At 37.5% G+C, this 21,411-nt stretch carries 16 protein-coding genes and 1 other annotated feature; of the genes, 8 read left to right on the top strand and 8 right to left on the bottom strand.

The window, feature by feature from the left end; genetic code table 11:
• Positions 1-128: 128 nt before the first annotated feature.
• The 7 genes from ACRX5O_RS18360 to adhE all read left to right on the top strand — a co-directional run bounded on the left by ACRX5O_RS18360 (position 129) and on the right by adhE (position 8,199).
• Positions 129-326 (top strand): hypothetical protein, encoded by a 198-nt coding sequence (locus tag ACRX5O_RS18360; protein ID WP_433907282.1) that lies wholly within the window; start codon positions 129-131, stop codon positions 324-326.
• Positions 327-480: 154 nt separating this feature from the next.
• A complete protein-coding gene (gene rodA, locus ACRX5O_RS18365; RefSeq protein WP_433907283.1) occupies positions 481-1,659 on the top strand; it encodes a rod shape-determining protein RodA in 1,179 nt (392 codons plus the stop codon).
• Positions 1,660-1,869: 210 nt separating this feature from the next.
• Positions 1,870-2,328: a hypothetical protein gene (locus ACRX5O_RS18370; protein WP_433907284.1), complete on the top strand. Its 459-nt coding sequence runs from the start codon at positions 1,870-1,872 to the stop codon at positions 2,326-2,328.
• A gap of 255 nt (positions 2,329-2,583) precedes the next feature.
• Positions 2,584-4,368, top strand: a complete 1,785-nt coding sequence (locus ACRX5O_RS18375) for an ABC transporter ATP-binding protein (protein ID WP_433907285.1) — start codon at positions 2,584-2,586, stop codon at positions 4,366-4,368.
• Between the two features lie 175 nt (positions 4,369-4,543).
• Entirely contained in the window at positions 4,544-4,978 is a 435-nt protein-coding gene (locus ACRX5O_RS18380) for a Dps family protein (protein ID WP_433907286.1), read from the top strand.
• 278 nt (positions 4,979-5,256) lie between these two features.
• Complete coding sequence (locus tag ACRX5O_RS18385; RefSeq protein WP_433907287.1) at positions 5,257-5,484, top strand: hypothetical protein; 228 nt, start codon at positions 5,257-5,259, stop codon at positions 5,482-5,484.
• Between the two features lie 111 nt (positions 5,485-5,595).
• Positions 5,596-8,199, top strand: a complete 2,604-nt coding sequence (gene adhE / locus ACRX5O_RS18390; RefSeq protein WP_433907288.1) for a bifunctional acetaldehyde-CoA/alcohol dehydrogenase — start codon at positions 5,596-5,598, stop codon at positions 8,197-8,199.
• Between the two features lie 201 nt (positions 8,200-8,400).
• Here adhE and ACRX5O_RS18395 read toward each other — a convergent pair whose 3' ends face one another.
• The 7 genes from ACRX5O_RS18395 to metG all read right to left on the bottom strand — a co-directional run bounded on the left by ACRX5O_RS18395 (position 8,401) and on the right by metG (position 18,116).
• Positions 8,401-8,556, bottom strand: a complete 156-nt coding sequence (locus tag ACRX5O_RS18395; protein WP_119706330.1) for a YpzG family protein — start codon at positions 8,554-8,556, stop codon at positions 8,401-8,403.
• A 79-nt stretch (positions 8,557-8,635) separates the two neighbouring features.
• A complete protein-coding gene (locus tag ACRX5O_RS18400; RefSeq protein WP_433907289.1) occupies positions 8,636-9,796 on the bottom strand; it encodes a mannitol-1-phosphate 5-dehydrogenase in 1,161 nt (386 codons plus the stop codon).
• 1 nt (position 9,797) lies between these two features.
• Positions 9,798-10,235, bottom strand: a complete 438-nt coding sequence (locus ACRX5O_RS18405; RefSeq protein WP_119706328.1) for a PTS mannitol transporter subunit IIA — start codon at positions 10,233-10,235, stop codon at positions 9,798-9,800.
• Between the two features lie 12 nt (positions 10,236-10,247).
• Positions 10,248-12,341, bottom strand: a complete 2,094-nt coding sequence (locus ACRX5O_RS18410; protein ID WP_433907290.1) for a BglG family transcription antiterminator — start codon at positions 12,339-12,341, stop codon at positions 10,248-10,250.
• Between the two features lie 188 nt (positions 12,342-12,529).
• Positions 12,530-13,540: a DUF1646 family protein gene (locus ACRX5O_RS18415; RefSeq protein ID WP_433907291.1), complete on the bottom strand. Its 1,011-nt coding sequence runs from the start codon at positions 13,538-13,540 to the stop codon at positions 12,530-12,532.
• A 142-nt stretch (positions 13,541-13,682) separates the two neighbouring features.
• On the bottom strand, positions 13,683-15,095 hold the full coding sequence (locus ACRX5O_RS18420; protein ID WP_433907292.1) for a PTS mannitol transporter subunit IIBC: 1,413 nt from the start codon (positions 15,093-15,095) through the stop codon (positions 13,683-13,685).
• Positions 15,096-16,496: 1,401 nt separating this feature from the next.
• Positions 16,497-18,116, bottom strand: a complete 1,620-nt coding sequence (metG, locus tag ACRX5O_RS18425; RefSeq protein WP_433907293.1) for a methionine--tRNA ligase — start codon at positions 18,114-18,116, stop codon at positions 16,497-16,499.
• Positions 18,117-18,172: 56 nt separating this feature from the next.
• Positions 18,173-18,447, bottom strand: a binding site (T-box leader).
• A 158-nt stretch (positions 18,448-18,605) separates the two neighbouring features.
• Between metG and ACRX5O_RS18430 the strand changes: the two genes are divergently transcribed.
• Positions 18,606-19,877 carry an ATP-binding protein gene (locus ACRX5O_RS18430; protein ID WP_433907294.1) on the top strand — a complete coding sequence of 424 codons (1,272 nt, stop codon included), beginning with the start codon at positions 18,606-18,608 and terminating at the stop codon, positions 19,875-19,877.
• A 46-nt stretch (positions 19,878-19,923) separates the two neighbouring features.
• Here ACRX5O_RS18430 and bcaP read toward each other — a convergent pair whose 3' ends face one another.
• Positions 19,924-21,315 carry a branched-chain amino acid transporter BcaP gene (gene bcaP, locus ACRX5O_RS18435; protein ID WP_433907295.1) on the bottom strand — a complete coding sequence of 464 codons (1,392 nt, stop codon included), beginning with the start codon at positions 21,313-21,315 and terminating at the stop codon, positions 19,924-19,926.
• Positions 21,316-21,411: the final 96 nt, after the last annotated feature.

Consider the following 21,411-nt stretch of genomic DNA (forward strand, 5'->3'; position numbering starts at 1 on the left):
TTTCCATATTTATTACTCTCTTACTTTTTTTGTCCAACTACACCATATCCTAGTCAGGATTTTGGTTTATTTCCTGAAAGGTTTGGAGAACATGTAGCCAAACAGATAGAGGGAAAGGCTGATTTTATATGGAATTTTATAGTACTTGGGTATACCGGAATATCCTAAATGCTGAATGGGCCATTTGGACATTTGTTGTCTTGATTATGGCTTTAAACCTTCTTGCTCCAGTCTTTATATGGTTGATTATGAATGGAACCCCGATTACCAATGTGTTAAAGAAAAAGATGAAAACCAAAAAAGACAAGGAACTGAACGGCTCCTAACACTTGAAAACTGAAACTAATACCCAGTCTTCTTCGTCTATATAAAAAGAACTATGATAATGAATGATCATAATCTTTTGTGCATATCTTGAATGAGGAATTTTTCTTTGATAGGATAAAATTGTAAATAGCAGAGGGAATTAGGTGCAGATGAATGGAAGTTGTTAAAAAACCGACAGAAAAGTTTGATTGGACCTTAAGTCTTATTTTGTTTTTATTGTTTCTAGTAAGCTGCTTATCTATCTACAGTGCTCAAACGACAGGACAGTACAATGAGAACTATTTTGTTAGGCAAATATTTTGGTATGTGGTAGGAATCATCATTGTTGCAGTCGTTATGTTTTTTGATAGCGATCAATATAAAAAGCTATCCTGGTATCTATACGGGTTCGGCATATTTCTGCTTTGCGCACTTATTATCGCACCCGAAAGCATTGCACCCGAAAGAAATGGAGCACATAGCTGGTTTCAAATTCCGGGTTTTGGTACCATCCAGCCTTCGGAATTTATGAAAGCCTTTCTCATACTTTTCCTTAGTAAGGTAATAAGCTCTCACCATGAAAAATACATAAAGAAAACCTTTCAATCTGACTTTTGGCTTTTTACTAAAATGAGCTTATCTACGGCACTTCCACTAGCGTTAATTATGAAGCAGCCTGATTTAGGAACAAGCCTTGTTATTGTAGCGATATTTACTGGACTTATTTTCGTATCAGGAATTACATGGAAGATTATTCTGACCATTTATGGACTTGGTTCGGTACTTGGAGCAACCATCATTTACTACGTTGTTTGGGCACCAGAGGTTCTTGTAAAATACTTAAACGTCCAAACATACCAGTTTAATAGAATTTACTCCTGGATTGACCCTGACAACTACCAAGCAGGGTCCGGATACCATCTTTATAATTCTTTAAGAGCGATTGGTTCCGGATTATTAACCGGGAAGGGCTTTGGGGAAAGACAAGTATACATACCCGAGAGTCATACCGATTTTATTTTTAGTGTTATTGGTGAGGAATATGGATTTGTAGGAGCAAGCATCGTTATTGGTCTTTTCTTTTTACTCATCTACCATTTAACAAAGACTGCCTTAGATACAAAAGATCCGTTTAACACATATATTTGCGCAGGAGTCATTTCAATGATTACCTTTCATGTCTTCCAAAATGTTGGAATGACGATTCAAGTTCTGCCAATTACGGGAATCCCCCTCCCCTTCGTCAGTTATGGGGGAAGCTCCTTAATGGGGAATATGTTTGCGATGGGTTTAATATTCAGCATTCATTACCACAAAAAAACCTATATGTTTGGCTCGGAAGAAAAGCAATGATGTAATGTTTGATATACTAAAAAAACCCGTTCTTTTAAAGGAACGGGTTTTTGCATCAGTACAGGTTTTTGTCGAAAACATTTTCTTTAAAACGAACATCGTCAATAGTATAATTTAATGTATAACGAATACTAATGGTTATGGATTTATCCTTGGATTGTTGTTCTCTTTTAAGAACTAATTTATAAACAAGTGAAGAGGTGTGCTAATATGACTAAAAAGTTTTACACGAGCCCGAAGGTAATTAGTCATCAAGCTATTAAATTTGAAACATTAATAAGTGGACCAACGGAAGAGCCAGAAGATCCTGGTCCTGGTGAACCTATCATTCCAATTATTGACATTAAGCCTAATAGTGATCCAAGCAGTTATGGGAGTAATCCAAAGGGGAGTATTCCTGTAGCTCTTTTGGGTTCATCAAACTTTGATGTTTCAAAGGTGGAAGATAGTACAGTTCGGTTTGGCGATACACCAAACCAAGGTGCGGAAGCTTCTCATGTTGGTATAGAGGATTATAATAAAGATGGATATATGGACAAGGTCTATCACTTCCCATTCGAACAAACTAACTTAGACCCTCAAGATAAGGTAGGATATTTGAGTGGAAAATTTAATGGTGAAACTTTCCTTAGTTCGAGTGACGTTAATATTACTGGAAAGAAAAAATAATAAGCAGTGTAATGGAATAATGGAAATTTAATAAATGAATAGTATAGTTGAATTATAAGGGCATACTAATGCCCTTATAATTCAATAAAATGAACCATATCAAGTTGTGCCTAAATGATAAGCTTTAAAATTCATTGTAAAATGATGAAATTTTATAATCTCCTTGTTTTTTCCCCTTCATTAAATCCCCTTAAGTAGCCTCATTCCCCTTTTTTACTATGTATTTAACAAAGGGAAACTAACGGAGGAAATTATGTGAAAGAATTCATACATTATATTAAACGACTGTATCAATATGCCGGAAACATTATGTATATTAATTTTCTAGGAATGGTAATAGCAGGTTTCCTTGATGGAATAGCCATTTTATTATTAATTCCGATACTAGGTATAAGTGGCATTATAAATACAGCCAATGAGTCTTCCTGGATGTGGGTGTTTTCAGATTTTTTAAAGGACCTTCCAACTGGGATTGGGTTACCATTTATACTAGGATTTTACGTTATATTAGTTTTAGGACAAAACCTTTTACAAAGAAACCTATCGATTCGTGATGTTAAGATTCATCAAGGCTTTACCCATCATTTGAAAGAAGAAATATATCAGAGTTTATTACATGTTAAATGGGAGTTTATTTTAAGGACGAGGAAATCAAATTTAATAAATACTTTAACGAAAGATATAAATCGTGTAAGTATGGGTATTAAAATGTTTATGCAGTTGATGACAAGTATTATATTCACATTGGTTCAAATTGGAATTGCCTTTTGTCTTTCACCCCAAATAGCAAGCCTTGTTTTAGTTTGTGGGTTAGGACTTGCATTGTTTTCATGGAAATTTGTTCAAAAAGCAAAAAGTCTCGGTAAAGAATCAACAGATATTTCAAGAGCATATCTAGCCGGGATAACTGATAATCTAAATGGTTTAAAAGACATTAAAACGAACCACCTTGAAAAGGATCGAATGATGTGGTTAAAGTCACTAAATATAAGAATGCTTGATGAACAAGTTAAATTTGTAGGGTTACAGACTAACTCACAATTGTCTTATAAGACAGCTTTCGCATTAATCCTTTCTTGTTTCATCTTTATTTCTGCTAATTTATTTCATACTCAACCAGAGAAATTATTAATTGTTGTCATAATTTTTTCTAGATTATGGCCACGTTTTGTTACCATTCAATCAAATTTACAGCAACTAGCATTGACGGTTCCAGCATTTAAGATTCTATTAGCATTACAAAATGAAACTAGAAATTCTATGGAACAATTAAATGATCATGAAGACATACTTTATATGAATAACATGCTTGAATGTAAAAACGTATATTTTAAATACACTTACGACAGTACGTCATATGCACTTCAGGATATTAATTTACAAATTCCAGCAAATCGTATGACCGCTATTGTTGGGCACTCAGGTGCTGGCAAGAGTACTTTAGTTGATATTTTAATGGGATTACATCGTCCAGAAACTGGTGAATTATTAATAGACGGGGTTTCTTTATCAGATGATAAAGTGCTCGCTTTAAGAAAAACCATTAGCTTTGTCCCTCAGGACCCTTTCCTTTTTAACGCTAGTATTAGACAAAACCTTCTTTTAATGAATCCAACAGCAACTGAGGAACATTTGTGGGCAGCACTAGAGTTTGCTGCAGCAGCTGATTTTGTAAAAGAACTTCCAAATGGGTTGGATACACCAATTGGTGATAGAGGAATACGATTATCGGGTGGAGAAAGACAACGTATTGTATTAGCTAGAGCTATATTACGAAACCCTTCTATTCTAATTCTTGACGAAGCAACAAGCTCCTTAGATACTGATAATGAGTCGAAAATTCAAATGGCATTAGAACGACTGAAGGGAAAAATAACAATCATCGTCATTGCCCACCGGCTGTCTACTATCCACAATGCTGATCAAGTAATCGTATTAGATAGAGGGAAAATTGTACAAAAAGGGGATTATATACAGTTAGCAAATGATAAGAAAGGTATATTTCGTAATTTCTTAAATAAACAATTAGAGGCCAATTAAATATTTACTTAAGGTATAGAAAGATCAATTGACTCTCTATACTTTTTTTCATTTCTTTTGAACGATACACCACTTACTCACTTAAAATTAATTATAATTATTATAATTTAATATTGATTATAATTTAATACATGTTATAATTTATTTATAAAGTAACTGAGGAGGATTTTTTAATATGAAATTACAAGCTCAATTAAATCAACAAATCGCAAACTGGAATGTTTTATACACGAAGCTTCACCGTTTCCACTGGTACGTGAAAGGTCCTTTATTCTTTACCCTACATGCAAAGTTTGAGGAATTATATAATGAAGCTGGTTTAGTAGTCGATCAATTGGCAGAACGATTATTAGCCATCGGTGGTCAGCCAGTTGCTACCATGAAGGAATATTTAGAAACAGCTACTCTCGTTGAGACGAATAATGAAACAAAAGCTAGCGAAATGGTTGCTGCTCTCGTTGCAGACTACAAACAAATGAAGGATGAACTTGCATCATTAGCTAATCTAGCTGAAGAAAACCATGACATCATCACTAACGATATGGCAACAGGACTCATCGAATCACTTGATACACATATTTGGATGTTGACCGCTTACTTAGGAGAATAATATTAATAGAAGAGAAAGTCAGTGACATATGTCGCTGACTTTCTTTTTTAACAAAAACCTCATTCAAATAAAATTATATCAATATACCATTTTTATTGTAAGCGTTTTCAATAAATGGTGAGTATTTTATAAACCCTCACTAAGAATCCCTGTAAATACAGTCTTTTTTTATCGTTGTAAGGATAAAATCATTGTTCATACTTTGTTCAATATTTCACAAACTATTATTGTTTTTATATGTTATATTTAATTCAAGAAAAACATTAGGGGTGATAAACATGATGGTATGCGAATGGAAGAACTTTTCTACAGACACTGAGACTTATACACTAGAAGTTTTTGAGGAAGTTATTGAAGATGAATTCGAGTCAATGATGTTTAAAGAAAATGAAAGCATTCCAGCATTCATTTGGACAGTTAACTACGTAGTCATCGTAAAGAGCTGTTCTAAATATATTTCAGATATTTCTTTCGAGAAGATCCCTAGAAATCCAGTTTGCGCGTAACGTCCATTCAGGCGTTTACCTATACATCTTGCAATACTTCAAGTTCATATTTTTTTATTAATGAATGTGAAATGTTTCACAAACTAAATTGTTTAAACGGAGGTCTTTAACATGGCAGTTGAAGAAAAAGTACTAGCTGAAAATCAAGAAGTAGCAAAAATGATTGATGAGTTAGTTGCAAAAGGTCAAAAAGCGTTGAAAGAATTCCAAGGTTTTACACAAGAAATGATTGATGACATTGTAAAAGAAATGGCTCTTGCTGGACTTGACCAACATATGCCTTTAGCGAAACTAGCGGTAGAAGAAACAGGCCGCGGAGTTTTTGAAGATAAAATGATCAAAAACATATTTGCAACAGAATATGTTTACAACAATATTAAGAATAACAAAACAGTTGGAATTATCGATGACAACCAATATGAAGGTGTTTATACAATCGCTGATCCAGTTGGAGTGGTTGCTGGGGTAACACCTGTAACCAACCCAACATCAACTACAATGTTCAAATCATTAATTGCTATCAAAACAAGAAACCCAATCATCTTTGCTTTCCATCCATCTGCACAAAAATGTAGCAGTGAAGCAGCGCGTGTCGTACGTGATGCAGCGATTAAAGCTGGTGCTCCTGAAAACTGTATCCAGTGGGTTGAAAAGCCATCTGTAGCAGCTACTCAAGCATTAATGAAGCACCCTGGAATTTCACTTATTCTAGCAACTGGTGGACCTGGAATGGTTAAATCAGCTTATAGCTCTGGTAAGCCTGCTCTAGGTGTTGGTGCTGGTAACGTTCCTTGTTATATCGAAAAGTCAGCAAAAATTAAGCGTGCAGTAAACGACTTAATCTTATCTAAAACATTCGATAATGGTATGATTTGTGCATCTGAACAAGCTGTTATTATCGATAAAGAAATCTACAATGAAGTGAAGAAAGAACTAATTTCTAATAAGTGCTACTTCCTAAACGATGCAGAAAAGAAAAAGGTTGAGGCATTGGTTATTAATGAAAATACTTGTGCAGTTAACCCAACTATCGTAGGGATGCCTGCTGCTAAAATTGCACAGCTTGCTGGAGTTGAAGTTCCTGAAGATACAAAGATTCTTATTGCTGAACTTAAGACAGTTGGACCTGAATCTCCACTTTCTCGTGAAAAACTAAGCCCAGTTCTTGCTTGCTTCAAGGTGAACAGCTTAGAAGAAGGTTTAACACGTGCTGAAGAAATGCTTGAATTCGGTGGACTTGGTCACTCAGCTGTTCTTCACTCAACAAATGAAGAAGTAATGAAGGAATTTGGACTTCGTATGAAGGCTGGTCGTATCATCGTTAATGCTCCTTCTTCACAAGGTGCAATTGGCGACATCTATAACGCATTTATGCCATCATTAACACTTGGTTGCGGTACATTTGGTGGAAACTCTGTATCTCAAAACGTAGGAGCTATCCATCTTGTAAATATTAAAAAGTTAGCGAAGAGGAATAATAATATGCAATGGTTTAAGGTCCCACCTAAAATCTATTTCGAGAAAAATTCTACTCAATACCTAGCTAAAATGCCCAATGTTTCAAGAGCATTTATCGTTACTGACCCTGGAATGGTAAAACTAGGATATGTTGACATCGTGACTCGTTACCTTCGTCAGCGTCCAAATCTTGTTCATGTTGAAGTATTTTCAGCAGTTGAGCCAGATCCATCTATCGACACAGTTATGGCTGGTGCAGAAGCTATGGCAGCATTCCAACCAGATGTCATTATTGCACTTGGTGGTGGTTCTGCAATGGATGCTGCAAAAGGTATGTGGTTATTCTACGAACACCCAGATGCAGACTTCTTTGGATTAAAACAAAAATTCTTAGATATTCGTAAGCGTGTGGTGAAATATCCTAAGCTTGGCGAAAAAACTCAGTTTGTTGCGATTCCAACAACATCTGGAACTGGTTCTGAGGTAACATCTTTCTCTGTTATCACAGACAAAGTAAACAACATTAAGTATCCATTAGCTGATTATGAGTTAACTCCAGATGTAGCGATCATCGATCCACAGTTTGTTATGACTGTTCCTAAGGTCATTACTGCTGATACTGGTATGGACGTATTAACTCACGCATTCGAAGCTTATGTATCTATTATGGCTAACGATTACACTGATGGTTTGGCTATGAAAGCAATCCAGCTAGTATTTGAATACCTACCAAGAGCATACCGTGATGGCAGCGATGCAGTAGCACGTGAAAAAATGCATAATGCTTCTACAATTGCTGGTATGGCATTTGCCAATGCATTCCTTGGGATTAACCACAGCTTGGCACATAAGCTTGGTGCAGAATTCCACATCGCTCACGGACGTTCTAACACAATCTTAATGCCACACGTTATTCGTTATAATGCAACAAAGCCAACAAAGTTTGCTGCATTCCCTAAATACGAGAACTTCATTGCTGACCAGCGTTATGCTGAAATCGCAAGAACATTAGGTCTTCCTGCTCGTACTACTGAAGAAGGTGTTGAAAGCTTAATCCAAGCGGTTATCAAGCTTGCTAAAGAGCTAGAAATCCCTATGAGTATTGAAGCTAACGGAGTAAGCAAAGAAGCATTTGAAGCAAAAGTTGATTACCTTGCTGAGCGTGCATTTGAAGATCAATGTACAACAGCTAACCCTAAATTACCGCTAGTAACAGAATTAGCAGAAATTTACCGTGAAGCATTCAAAGGCGTATAACAGTTAAATCCAAAAGTGTTTTCCATTAGGAGATTCCCCTATCTCCAATTAATCAATAGTGGCCCATCCCTTTCCCCGGGGATGGGTTATTTTTGGTATTCTAATTCCATATAGAAAGAGAGAGAACCTAAACGGCTCCCTCTCTTTTTGGCTAGCAACGCTAACCACTATTCCTTTTTCCTCATATCATCGAACAATTCCTTACCAGCGGTGAGCCTTTGCATTCTTAGCCAGAATAATTTCTGCCTGCGACTTTCTAGTCTCTCCATTCACTTGAGAACTACTAGCATGCTTTCGTCTCGTCCACGTGTGACAAAAAAGTTGAGAATGTTGATCCAAATGATCTCTAAAACTCATCTCTAATCACCTCATTGGTCAGGATAGGTGCTGATATTCGGAGGAATATCTATAATAGCTTTTCACTTTTTTGAACTAATTATGATAGCTGATTTTGGAAATGCTTATATTCCTCAACAACCGTCTGGATAATGGAATGATTTGGGTCTAAATTTGTTAACCTCGTTAATACCGCAAGAACTCCATCGTTCTTCAAACTCTTTTGAAGATCAAGCGCTTCTTGATCATCATTTGATGTAAATAATAACGCTGCAGCAACTACTTTACATAGGTTAACTGGCGCTTCCTGAAACTCGTTGAAATATTCTACAGCTGGAGCAAATAATCGGTCGTGAATGCCTAGCTTTCGAAGTGGTGATCTCCCCACTCTTTTCACATCATCAATAATGTATTCATTTTTGAATCGACCAATAATTTTCTGAATGTATGCTTGATGCTGCTCATTTGAAAATCCATACTTTTTCACAAGTACTCTTCCAGACTCTTGCAATGCTCCTGAAACAATCTGGTTAACTTGATCATTTTGTATCGCTTCTGCTATTGGATGAAATCCGTATACGGAACCTACATAAGCAATAGCTGCGTGTCCTGTATTAACTGTAAACAACTTTCTCTCTATAAATGGTGCCAAATCATCCACCAGGGTTGCTCCCTCAATAGAAGGCTTTTCTCCTACCCAAGCAGTTTGCTCAATTACCCATTCGAAGAAAGGTTCTACTTTAACCAAGAGCTTGTCGTCATTCGATTGGTTCGGAACAATTCTGTCAACCGCAGAGTTCGGAAATCCGTATAGGGAATCAAAGATATTTCTTTCTTCCTCAGTCAAATGTTCGTATACCTTCTCTTTGAGAAAAGCACTCCCGCCAATCATATTTTCACATGCGATTATATTTAAAGGCTTGTTTGAAATAGCGGCTCTTTTTTTCAATCCTTTAGCAAGCATCGGTGCAATAATGGCTAAAATATTCGGTCCCACTGCAGTGGTAATTAGATCTGCCTGAACAATTGCCTCTTCAACTAATTCACCATTTATTGCACTGTTAATAGCAGATATGTTTGTCACCGTTGTCTCTGTTTGTTCCTTATTTGCTAATACCACTTTGTATTCTTTACGCTCATTAAGTAAGTCAACTATTTCTGCATTCACATCAGCAAAGCAAACCTCATAGCCTGATTGTTGTAATAACAAACCGATAAAACCACGACCAATATTCCCCGCACCAAAATGTAGAGCAAACATATTAGTTCACCTCAGCAAATAAACTTAAAATTTCTTCTTCTGTTTTAGCTTGAACAAGTTTCTCAATATTTTCTTCCTCCGAACAAACGATGGCGATGTTTGATAAAATATCTAAGTGTTCGTTATTTTTTCCTGCAATTCCAATGAGAACCTTTACAATATTCCCTCCGCCAAAATCAACTCCCTCTGGAGCTTGAATGATTGAGATACCTGAATGCTTAACCATATCCTTTGCGTCTTCTGTACCATGTGGAATAGCAACAAAATTCCCCATGTATGTGGAAGTTAACTCTTCTCTAGCTAGCATTTTCTCGATATATGACGCTTCAACATACCCTTTATCAACAAGAATTTGTCCCGTCTTTCTTATCGCTTCCTCCTTTGTTGATAAAGCTACATTTAATTGGATATTTTCTGCTGTTAAAATTTGTACTGACATATTGTCCACTCCTTAGTGAATATATTTTGTTTCAAAAATGTCTCTTATCTCGTTGCATAGATAATCAAAAAGGGCATCCTTTTCTCCATTCTCATACAGGTGTATCGAGTCATCATTTCGGATAATCGAAGCACTGATTTGACTTAATATCTCAAGTGCCTCCTCGGTTGCTTCTTGTGGTGATAGCATCAGGAGAATTCGTTTATTAGAAATCTCTGTCCCATCCATTGCACTCACTTTCACGGGTTTTTCAAGTTCAAACATAGTGAAAGAGGGTTTAGTCACCTCAGTACTTCTCGTATGGTAAAGCGAGAGAGTGGTTTCAGGTATTCCAAGTCCACCTAATGCTTCTCTTTCCGTTAAGTGATGAACAACTTTTCCTGCCTCGTTAATGATACCTTCCCTTTGAAGTGTTTCACATGCGGCCAATAACGCTGATTCAATCGAACAATCTCCTCCCAGTTTTTGAATAAAATAACCGGAGAGTATGTCAATTGCTGCTGATGTAAAACGATGGTTTCGTTGAATTCTGGCATAAAAATCTTTCCCCGCACCATTTTTGAAGGTTGAACTTATATCATTCTTCGGCTGATCCAGATGATCCACTCGAACCGACTGCTTTATTCTTTCAATTTCAGCCTGAGAAAGGATAGGACTTACAAGAACATACTGACCTTGATAATCCTTTAAAGGGACTGTCGAAATAATAATCGAATACTCCTCAGGATTTATCTGCTCAAAATCAAATAGTGAAACATTTTTTGTTTTTAACCAAGGCAGTTCTTTTTGGATTTTTGTCGCAAGAATCTTTGATGTTCCTATTCCACTCGAACATACGACTAGGCCATTCATTTGCTTATTTTCTTCTCCCTTTAGCATGGCAGAAGCAAAATGCATGACAAGAAACCCTATCTCTTCTTTTGGAACGATGAAGTCTGGAAAAACAATTTCAACCCCATCATCAATAATGCTAAATAATTCTTGGTAATCTTCCATAATCCGCTCAAGCAATGGATTACTAATCTTCATATGTTGCTTCATTCGATAGATGGCAGGACGCAAGTGAGCAATTAGACCTTGGTAAAGATCAATATTATTTTCAAAATGATATCCCATCCTGTTTCCAACATACTGGATAAGCTTTTGAGCGGTATATCCGACTTGAACAGCCGTTTCTTCGAAAATATCTCCTTGTTCATTCCTTAGCTTTGCTCCTAAAAGATGCATCGTAATATAACTTGCTTCTCCTTGAGAAACAGATATCTGAAATGCATTTTCTAATCCTGATACAATTTTTTCAGCAATCTTATACTCTTTTGTTGCCAAAAGCTGATCAGGGAATCTGTCATCTAAGGCTATCTCCACACCTTGTTGAATCCGTTCTGTTGCCAGAGCTAGATGGACAACCAAACCGATATAAGCACTATCAGCGATTGGGTAAGGCAGTTCCTTTTTTACGTCATCAATGATACTTTCAATGATAATAAGCTTCTTTTTGTCAACCAATCCAAGTAATCGATCGGTTGCTGTGTCCATATCCATAGTAGAACGTTTTTGGATATTCTCCCTGATAAAAGAAATAAATTCAAACTCATCGAGGTGATCTAAAATCAGACTGCTCATGACTTTTCTCTTAGCTGTTTCTAACCCAGACAGTTCTACTCCATATCCTCTTTTTCGAATAAGAGATAGACCGAATGGTTCGATTTTTTCTTCAATTTTGTTTAGGTCATTACTTACTGTTGCAATCGTGACATTTAGGTCATTGGCTAAGACAACCAATTTTACCGGTTCTAAGCTTTCTAGTAGGCTTGAGAGAATAATTGTTTGTCGTTCATCAGGAGTGTACTCGTTATGAGAAGCACTAAATAGAAATAATTTTAGCTTCTCTTTGTTTTCACTACTCCCTTTGACGAGAATTCCTACCCCAGATTGCTTTGAAAGTGACAAATCGTAGGACTTTAGTATTTCTTCTACTCCTTTTAAGTCACGGTGTACCGTCCTAGAACTCACATTAAGTATTTTGGCAATACTACTCACGGTCGTTTCCTCTTCACTAAGAAGGATCACCTCGAGAATTTTTCTTTCTCTCGCTGTAATATACAAGACCATCAACTCCTAAAGAGTCCAACTTACTGACAAGATTAAAATAAAGATATTTACATATTTAATGATACTCTTGCAAATAACGGTTAACAACCGTTTACAAATACACATTCGTCATAGTATTTGTTGACAAAATTAAATAAATACACAAAAAAAGAGCCTAGATTTATTCTAGACTCCTCTTCCTCTTATAATAAAAAAACATAAATAATAACCATTATGGCTAATCCAACAGGCACTCCAAAATGAGCCCATTCCTTACTTGAAATCCCCAGTTTATTAGCAGCTATGATATTAGGAATATTCCCTGGAATTAACATCCCTCCGCTAATCAGTAATCCTAATAGAACAGCTCTTACTTTTTGTTCTCCCATCTGAGGACTCATTTCAGCAGCTGCGAGAGTAGCATTATCTAAAACAGCAGAAACCGTATTAATCCAGTACAGCAATGGTGTGTTTAGATGAATGATATAGAGATCAATCACGGTTTTAAACCCAGATCCTAGTAATGTTAAGCCCATAACAAACAAGTATATTTTTATTCCTCTATAAAAAACCTCCTCATACGTTTCATTGTTAATATGTGCCTCTCTGAATTCGTGTAAATACTTTGGCTTCTTGACTAATATAGCAGCCAATATACCCAATAAAATGATTAAAGGAATAATAATCGGTCCTAATAAATTGATAAGATAGAAGAAATCCTCCCCTAATTTGTTGATTGCTATAGTAGCCACAGGTTCACCTACAGGAGTTAAACTTGCTCCTAGTCCAATACTAAAACAGGAAAGGACCACATAACGTACGGTTGATTTTGTATCTAACCTCATAGAAGTGACAATCGCTACCAAGAGGAGAGAAGAAATAATCGCTGTTATAATACTTGATACTAAACCCAAGGTAATCACGGTTATTGCTATGCACCACCTAAAGGATAACGCACGTAACAACCGATTGATGAATCTGTCGATACTGCGGTGAAACCACTTTAAAAGCAATGATGCAATTAATACAGCAATAGTAATCCCAATTGGATTACTCGCAGCTTTTAAGAATAAATCTCTGCTCCAACTTCCACTAGTAATTGCAGTAATCACACCCATAATAAAAATAAATAATTCAATATTGTTCTCTACAACTTTTACTCTTAAGGGTAAAAGTAATACTAACAAAAAGACAATTATCAACCATAACACCATTGTTCCACTTCATCTCCAATAGCATATTTCCTTTTTTAAGGAGTTATATATATATGCTCTATCTGGGACAAACTTGCCTTTTAGTTCAAACATAAAACACCCCTAAATCATAAACTGATTTAGAGGTGTTCATTTTCGTTCATTATTTTAAGTTATTTACGATTTCATCATACTTAGGGCTATTTAAGAAGTTTTCCACTGACACATGATGGGCATTTGGAAGCTTAGCTTTGGCACGGTCCGTTAAATCTTTATGCGTTACAACGATGTCAGCATCTGCTGGAAGATTGTTGATAGATGTATTCGCTACCTCTACCCCTTCTACTTCTGCCTTTTTTACTTTGTTTCGTAAAATGGAAGCTCCCATCGCACTAGAACCCATTCCAGCATCACAAGCAAAGATAATTTTATTTACTTTTTTATAGTCCACTTTGCTTTCTAATGTATTTGCTACTGAACTCTTCTTCCCTTTCATTTCTTGCATTTTTTCTGTAGCTGCTTCTAAATCTTCTTCTTCATTGTTTTTGCTAACCTTAAGAATAAATGATGCTACTGCGAATGATACAGCTGCTGCAACAATTACACCTAATAGAACTCCTAAGTGACCACCCTTTGGAGTCATTGCCATTAAAGCAAAGATACTTCCTGGTGATGGAGGAGCTACAAGACCTGCGTTGAAAATGGATAATGTAAATACTCCACTCACGCCTCCTGCTATTGCAGCAAGGATTAACATAGGCTTCATTAAAATGTATGGGAAGTAAATTTCATGGATTCCCCCTAAGAAGTGAATAATCACTGCACCTGGAGCTGTTCTTTTTGCTGAACCTTTACCGAATAACATAATGGCTAAAAGAATACCAAGTCCAGGACCAGGGTTTGATTCTAATAGGAACATAATAGATTTTCCAGCGTCTGCTGCTTGCTCTACACCAAGTGGGCTTAAAATCCCGTGATTGATTGCATTGTTTAAGAATAATACCTTAGCAGGTTCAATAAGAATATTTGCTAATGGAAGAAGCCCTGCATCAACGATTGCTTCTACTCCTGAAGCTAACACTTTGTTTAAACCTTCTACCACTGGACCGATTACTTTAAATGCGATTAAAGTTAACGCTCCACCTAAAATACCCGCTGTAAAGTTGTTTACCAACATTTCAAAACCTTGTCTGATCTTTGGAACGATTACTGCATCAAGCTTCTTGATTAGATATCCTCCAAGTGGACCCATAAGCATGGCACCTAGGAACATTGGAATCTCTGCTCCAACGATCACACCCATTGTTGCTGTGGCACCGACTACTCCTCCACGAGTATCATAAACGATCTTACCGCCAGTGTAACCGATTAATAATGGAAGAAGATACGTAATCATCGGTCCAACTAGCTTGGCAAAATCCTCATTTGGATACCAGCCTGTTGGAATAAATAAAGCAGTAATAATCCCCCATGCGATAAATGCACCAATATTCGGCATAATCATGCCACTTAAATGACTACCAAAGCGTTGGATTTTCACACGAACATCCGACTTTTGCGCTACTTGATTAGACATATAGTATAATTCCCCTTTCAGAAATACAATTCTTTTGTCCTTGTTTCTAATTTTATGATAAAGCGTTTTCAACACCTATTCAATTCAAACTAAAATGCATTTTGTCATGAACCATGTTGTCATAATTGAATTGTAATAATAATGATTGTTTCTCCTAGAGGGAGAGCGAAGGACTCTTTGGTTGTCCGAATAGAGGCTGATTCGGACTGGACGAGATGGTTTTCCTCTTTGGTTGTCCGAATACGAGGCCCATTCAGACTGGACGAGCCGGGTTTTCTCTTTGGTTGTCCGAATACGAGGCTCATTCAGACTGGACGAGCCGGGTTTTCCTCTTTGGTTGTCCGAATACGATGCTCATTCAGACTGGACGAGCCGGGTTTTCTCTTTGGTTGTCCGAATACGATGCTCATTCAGACTGGACGAGCCGGGTTTTCCTCTTTGGTTGTCCGAATACGATGCTCATTCAGACTGGACGAGCCGGGTTTTCTCTTTGGTTGTCCGAATACGATGCTCATTCAGACTGGACGAGCCGGGTTTTCCTCTTTGGTTGTCCGAATACGATGCTCATTCAGACTGGACGAGCCGGGTTTCCTCTTTGATTGTCCGAATTCGAGGCTCATTCAGACTGGACGAGCCGGGTTTCCTCTTTGTTTGTCCGAATACAAGGTTTATTCGGATTAAACGAGCCGGGTTTTCTCTTTGTTTGTCCGAATTCGGGGTTTATTCGGACTGGACGAGCGCGATTTTCTCTTTGGTTGTCCGAATACGAGGCTCATTCAGACTGGACGAGCCGGGTTTTCCTCTTTGGTTGTCCGAATACGATGCTCATTCAGACTGGACGAGCCGGGTTTCCTCTTTGTTTGTCCGAATACAAGGTTTATTCGGATTGGACGAGCCGGGTTTTCTCTTTGGTTGTCCGAATACGGAGTTTATTCGGACTGGACGAGCGCGATTTTTTCTTTGGTTGTCCGAATACGAGGCTCATTCAGACAGGGCCAGCCGGTTTTCCTCTTTGGTTGTCCGAATACGAGGCCCATTCAGACAGGGCCAGCCGGTTTTCCTCTTTGATTGTCCGAATTCGGGGTTTATTCGGACTGGACGAGCCGGTTTTCCTCTTTGGTTGTCCGAGGCTCATTCAGACTGGAACGAGCCGGGTTTTCTCTTTGTTTGTCCGAATACGAGGCTCATCCAGACAGGGCCAGCGGGTTTTCTTCTTTGTTTGTCCAATACGGGGCTTTTTCGGACTGGACGAGTTATTTTCTATGCTAAGATAACCACTTTGATTAAAAGGGAATTAAAAAAGACCAAACCATATGCGATTCGGTCTGCAAATTAGTATTATATTTGTTAGTTCTCCACAAAAACCGAACTACGCATTAATAGATGGCTCACATTCAATATTCATTTAATCTGCGCGCGAAGTCTTTCTCCTTCTTCTGCTATCGCCTGAATATCAATTCGTTCAAACAGTGGTTTAACATTTTCAATGCTCAACGACAGGTTAGTAATTACTTTCCAGGAGAAGTTAGAATGATGGAGCATTTTCCTAATTTCCTCACTAGAATGAGGAAGAAAGGGATGTAGTAATTGAGCAAAATTTAGGATTAGAAAGACACATGTGGCAATGGTTGCATCCCGTTTTTCTTCTTCCGCTCTCCATGGTTGTTGTTCATCAAAATACTTATTTGCATATCTTATACACTCGAAAATCCCTTCTAGTGCTTGCTTCATTCTTGCTGTTTCAATCGCTTCCCCTACCTGATGATAGAGTAATTCAACACGGTTTAGAATTCTTGTATCAAATGCTGATTGAGGAACCTTTCCTGATAATTGGTTTTGAATGAACTTTAAAGTGCGGTTCACGAAATTCCCATACGCTCCTAGCAGTTCGCTGTTATGACTGTAGATAAACTCCCGCCAGGAGAAATCTGTGTCACGATTTTCCGGAGCATTAATGGTTAGAAAGTAGCGTATGGAATCAGGATGATACCTTTCCAATAGATCCGGGATCCAAATAGCCCAATTTTTGCTTGTAGAGATCTTCTTTTTTTCTAATGTTACGTACTCATTTGAGACGATATACTTCGGATATGCCTCCAAGCCTGCCCCCATTTGGATTGCAGGCCAAATGATGGAATGGAAAGGGATGTTGTCCTTCCCGTGAACATAATAGCTTCGGGTAGATTCCTTCCAGAAACCTTCTACATCTCTTCCATTATCAATAGCCCATTGCTGACTTGCTGAGTAATATCCTGATACCGCTTCAATCCACACATAAATTTTTTTATGTTCATATCCTTTTATTGGAACAGAAACGCCAATTGGCAGGTCACGAGTCGCAGGTCGATCTTTCAGCCCTTCCTTTAAGTACCTTTCAGTTAATTGTAATGCGTTTTCACGCCATACCCCTACCCTATCCTCTTTTAGATCTTCTATTTGGCGTTGAAGCTTACTTAACGCTAAGTAATAATGCTCCGTTTTCTTAATGACAGGTGTTGAACCACATATTTTACAAATCTTATTATGGAGCTCAACTGGATCTAATATTGTAGAACAATAATCACATTGATCACCACGGGCATGTTCTCCACAGGACGGGCAAATTCCTTCTACATAACGGTCAGGGAGAAACTGATCACAAGTATTGCAATACACTTGATCTATTTCTTTTGTATAGAGTAGACCATTATTATCAAGCTTTAAAAACAAGTCCTGCACCACCCTAGCATGGTGAGCGGTATCTGTACGTGTATAACAATCATAAGAAAATCCAAGTTTTGCAAAGCATTCGGCAAACTCTTGGTGATAACAGTTGGCTATATCACTTACCTCCACACCATCCTGCATGGCACGAATCGCAATAGGTGTCCCGTTACAATCACTTCCAGACACATATAACACATCTTCCCCTTTTAAACGGTAGTATCTTGCTAGAATATCACCTGGCAGTAAGCTTGCTATATGACCAATATGCAGGGAACCATTTGCATATGGCCAAGCACCTCCAATCAATACATTCATTAAAGATTCCTCCTCCTTTAAAAAATAAAAAAAAGCCCTGTCCGTATCTTAATAAAGATAAGGACAGGGCTTTACTCCCGTGGTACCACCTTAATTCACCAACAGCTCACACTGTTAGCCTCAGCAAGTACTAAAGTAGCAAAACACTCTACTCTTATACCGTGACGTTGATAACGGGCGTCAACTCCCGACAACTCCTACTTCTGTCAATGACAGGTTCAGTTCGCAGCTCCGAGGCCATTGTTCAAATGTGTATCCTTACTCCTTTTCAGCAACTGGAGCTCTCTGCAAAGAATCACTACATTTTACTTTTCCTCTTCCACGCCATTAAAGATATTATAAACAAAATCAACAAATGTAACAATATACCAATTTTACTTTTACCACACTCTTTATACCTAGGCAATAATCCCTAATTTATGTTAATTGTAACCCTTTTTCCTTTTCTACCCTTTATAATAATAGAAAGATAACTTTTCGGAGGCAATCATGGAGAGTATTACAAATTTTCTTATAAATTTATTAATTATATTAGTATCTTTACTTTTTTTTCAGGGCTCCGTTAATAGACATCACCTAAAAAACACACAATTAGAGTTTTTTATGTTTATTACCCTAACGGCTTCTGTTTCCCTTTGCATGTTGTTTCCCTTAACACTTCCTGGTGGAATTCCTTTCGACTTAAGATTCATTCCACTGGTTCTTGGTTGTCTTTATGCAAGTAAATACACAGGTGTGTGGCTATTGGCACTCATTGTTTTCTTACGAATAGCTCTTCATGGATTTGACCATTCATGGTTTGCAATAGCGAATGCTATTATTTTCGTTTGTATATCCTTTTCGATAAGGGAGAAATTCCAGTACTTTTCATTAGAAAAAAAATTCACCCTACAAGTCTTATTTTCTATAGTAATGTCTATTTGGGTATTGGCAGGATCGAAACTCTTGTTTCATTCACCCATTACCCTTTCGTTTACCTTAGCGTATACAGGCATTCAAGCTGCTGGAATGGGACTGGCTATATATATGGCAGAACATATAAAAAATCAACATTTATTACTATTAAGATTAATAAGAAGTGAAAAAGCAGAGGTTGCTAGCCACTTGGCATCCAGCATTTCTCATGAGGTAAGGAATCCTTTAACATCTAGCCGTGGATTTTTACAGTTATTAAGTGAGTCACACGAAATTCCCGAGAAGGAAAAGGGGTATTTAGCCTTGGCAATAAGTGAGATTGACCAGGCCGATCATATTATTAAAGATTACTTAACCTTTGCCAAACCCAGCCCTGAAAAAATTGAAGTCCTCGGAATTGACAAGGTCATTCAGCAAGCTATCCAGATAGTCGAACCAATGGCAAAACAATTCAAGGTGGAGTTCGACTCTAAATTAGATTCATCCTTAATTACTGGTAACTTTGGACTTCTTCAGCAAGTGATCGTAAATATTATGAAAAACGGGATCGAAGCCATGCCTTCTGGTGGTGTCTTAACGATAACATGCACCAAGGAACAAAAAACAACTTTAATAAGCGTGAAAGACGAAGGAGTTGGGATGAGCCAACAGCAAATGAATCGACTAGGAGAACCTTATTTTTCTACTAAAGACTTAAAGGGAACAGGTCTTGGAATGATGGTCGTCTATCGAATAGTAGAAAGTATGAAAGGAACGATACAAATAGATAGTAAAAAAGGAATGGGTACAACCATTTTCATTCGACTACCACATATGTCCGATGCTAAGGAACGTAAAATTTCATAATGATCTATATAAAAAAGTCGGTTCTCTCCAGAACCGACTTTTTCTTTTATGAATTTGATGGTTCAGGGTTGTTTAATTTACTATTTCTATACCCATAGCCAATGTATATGCCTAAACCGATTACTAACCAGACCAAAAATCCCTTCCACGTAAATGCTGATAACTGGAGCATTAAATACACACAAAAAATAACTGCCAGGATAGGAATAACAGGAACAAGAGGTGTCTTGAACGGACGATGTAGATCTGGCTGTGTTTTGCGAAGTACGGCAACTCCAAGAGATACCGTTGCAAAGGCAAATAATGTTCCAATACTTGTTAACTCTGCAAGTTTGTTTAAAGGAATAAATCCTGCAAAAATGGCCACTAATCCCCCTGTTACCCATGTGCTTGTAATAGGCACTTGAGATTTCGGGTGAACCGTTGATAATTTTTTCGGTAGCAACCCATCTCGGCTAATTGCATAAAATAAACGTGTTTGTCCAAACATCATTACAATTAGTACGGTTGTAATACCTACGATTGCTCCAAGAGAGATAAATCCTGCTGCCCAGTCTTGTTGGATAAATCGAAGGGCAAAGGCTACTGGATCCTTTACGTTTAAAAGGTTGAACGGTACAATCCCAGTTAGAATTAAGGAAACAGCAATATATAAAATGGTACAAATGGCAAGAGCAGAAATAATCCCAATTGGAAGATTCCGTTGGGGATTCTTTACCTCTTCAGCTGCTGTTGAAACTGCATCAAATCCAAAATAAGCAAATACAACGACAGCTGCACCCGCTACTACTCCTGAAGCTCCAAACGGCATAAATGGCTTCCAATTTGTTGGCTCCACATACCATACCCCTATAGCAATAAATAAGAGAACAACCGCTACTTTAATAACAACCATAATGGCATTAAATTTAGCTGACTCCTTCACGCCTCTTGTTAGCAAAAGGGTCACTAATAAAACAATGATAACAGCCGGTAGGTCTACAAATGTACCTTTTGACGGATCAAACGCACTTGTTAAAAAAGTAGGTAAATGCCATCCGAACCCTGCCATTAAACTTTGGAAATAACCTGACCAACCGCTTGCAACCGCAGAAGAAGCCAACCCATATTCCAAAACTAAATCCCAACCTAGTACCCATGCAAGTAGCTCTCCAAATGCAACATATCCATATGTATACGCACTACCTGATTGAGGTATCATAGAAGCAAATTCTGAGTAACATAATGCTGCAAATGCACAAGCGAGTCCAGCAATAATAAAGGATAAGATAAGTGCAGGTCCTGCATATTCAGCTGCAGCCACTCCAGTTAATACGAATACTCCTGTTCCGATAATGGCCCCAACACCTAGTAGAGTGAGGTCGAATGCACCTAGCACTCTTTTGAGGGAATTTTCAGATACCGATTTCCCTACTTGTTTCTTACGAAATAAATCCATTATATCCTCCTATAGAAATTGAAATAATTGTCGAAAAATAGCGAATACACCTTAGCCATTTTACATAATTGTTTGTTAATTGTAAATTATAAATTA

Origin of the sequence: Robertmurraya mesotrionivorans (genome assembly GCF_050971805.1) — a bacterium.
Classification (GTDB): domain Bacteria; phylum Bacillota; class Bacilli; order Bacillales; family Cytobacillaceae; genus Robertmurraya_A.

Bases quoted from the DNA above. Each gene is read 5' to 3' on its own strand.
- ACRX5O_RS18430 (WP_433907294.1), top strand. From the start codon at position 18,606: ATGGAGAGTATTACAAATTTTCTTATAAATTTATTAATTATATTAGTA.
- ACRX5O_RS18415 (WP_433907291.1), bottom strand. From the start codon at position 13,540: ATGGTGTTATGGTTGATAATTGTCTTTTTGTTAGTATTACTTTTACCC.
- ACRX5O_RS18385 (WP_433907287.1), top strand. From the start codon at position 5,257: ATGATGGTATGCGAATGGAAGAACTTTTCTACAGACACTGAGACTTAT.
- ACRX5O_RS18360 (WP_433907282.1), top strand. From the start codon at position 129: ATGGAATTTTATAGTACTTGGGTATACCGGAATATCCTAAATGCTGAA.
- adhE (WP_433907288.1), top strand. From the start codon at position 5,596: ATGGCAGTTGAAGAAAAAGTACTAGCTGAAAATCAAGAAGTAGCAAAA.
- rodA (WP_433907283.1), top strand. From the start codon at position 481: ATGGAAGTTGTTAAAAAACCGACAGAAAAGTTTGATTGGACCTTAAGT.
- ACRX5O_RS18395 (WP_119706330.1), bottom strand. From the start codon at position 8,556: ATGAGTTTTAGAGATCATTTGGATCAACATTCTCAACTTTTTTGTCAC.
- metG (WP_433907293.1), bottom strand. From the start codon at position 18,116: ATGAATGTATTGATTGGAGGTGCTTGGCCATATGCAAATGGTTCCCTG.
- bcaP (WP_433907295.1), bottom strand. From the start codon at position 21,315: ATGGATTTATTTCGTAAGAAACAAGTAGGGAAATCGGTATCTGAAAAT.
- ACRX5O_RS18400 (WP_433907289.1), bottom strand. From the start codon at position 9,796: ATGTTTGCTCTACATTTTGGTGCGGGGAATATTGGTCGTGGTTTTATC.
- ACRX5O_RS18380 (WP_433907286.1), top strand. From the start codon at position 4,544: ATGAAATTACAAGCTCAATTAAATCAACAAATCGCAAACTGGAATGTT.
- ACRX5O_RS18370 (WP_433907284.1), top strand. From the start codon at position 1,870: ATGACTAAAAAGTTTTACACGAGCCCGAAGGTAATTAGTCATCAAGCT.
- ACRX5O_RS18405 (WP_119706328.1), bottom strand. From the start codon at position 10,235: ATGTCAGTACAAATTTTAACAGCAGAAAATATCCAATTAAATGTAGCT.
- ACRX5O_RS18420 (WP_433907292.1), bottom strand. From the start codon at position 15,095: ATGTCTAATCAAGTAGCGCAAAAGTCGGATGTTCGTGTGAAAATCCAA.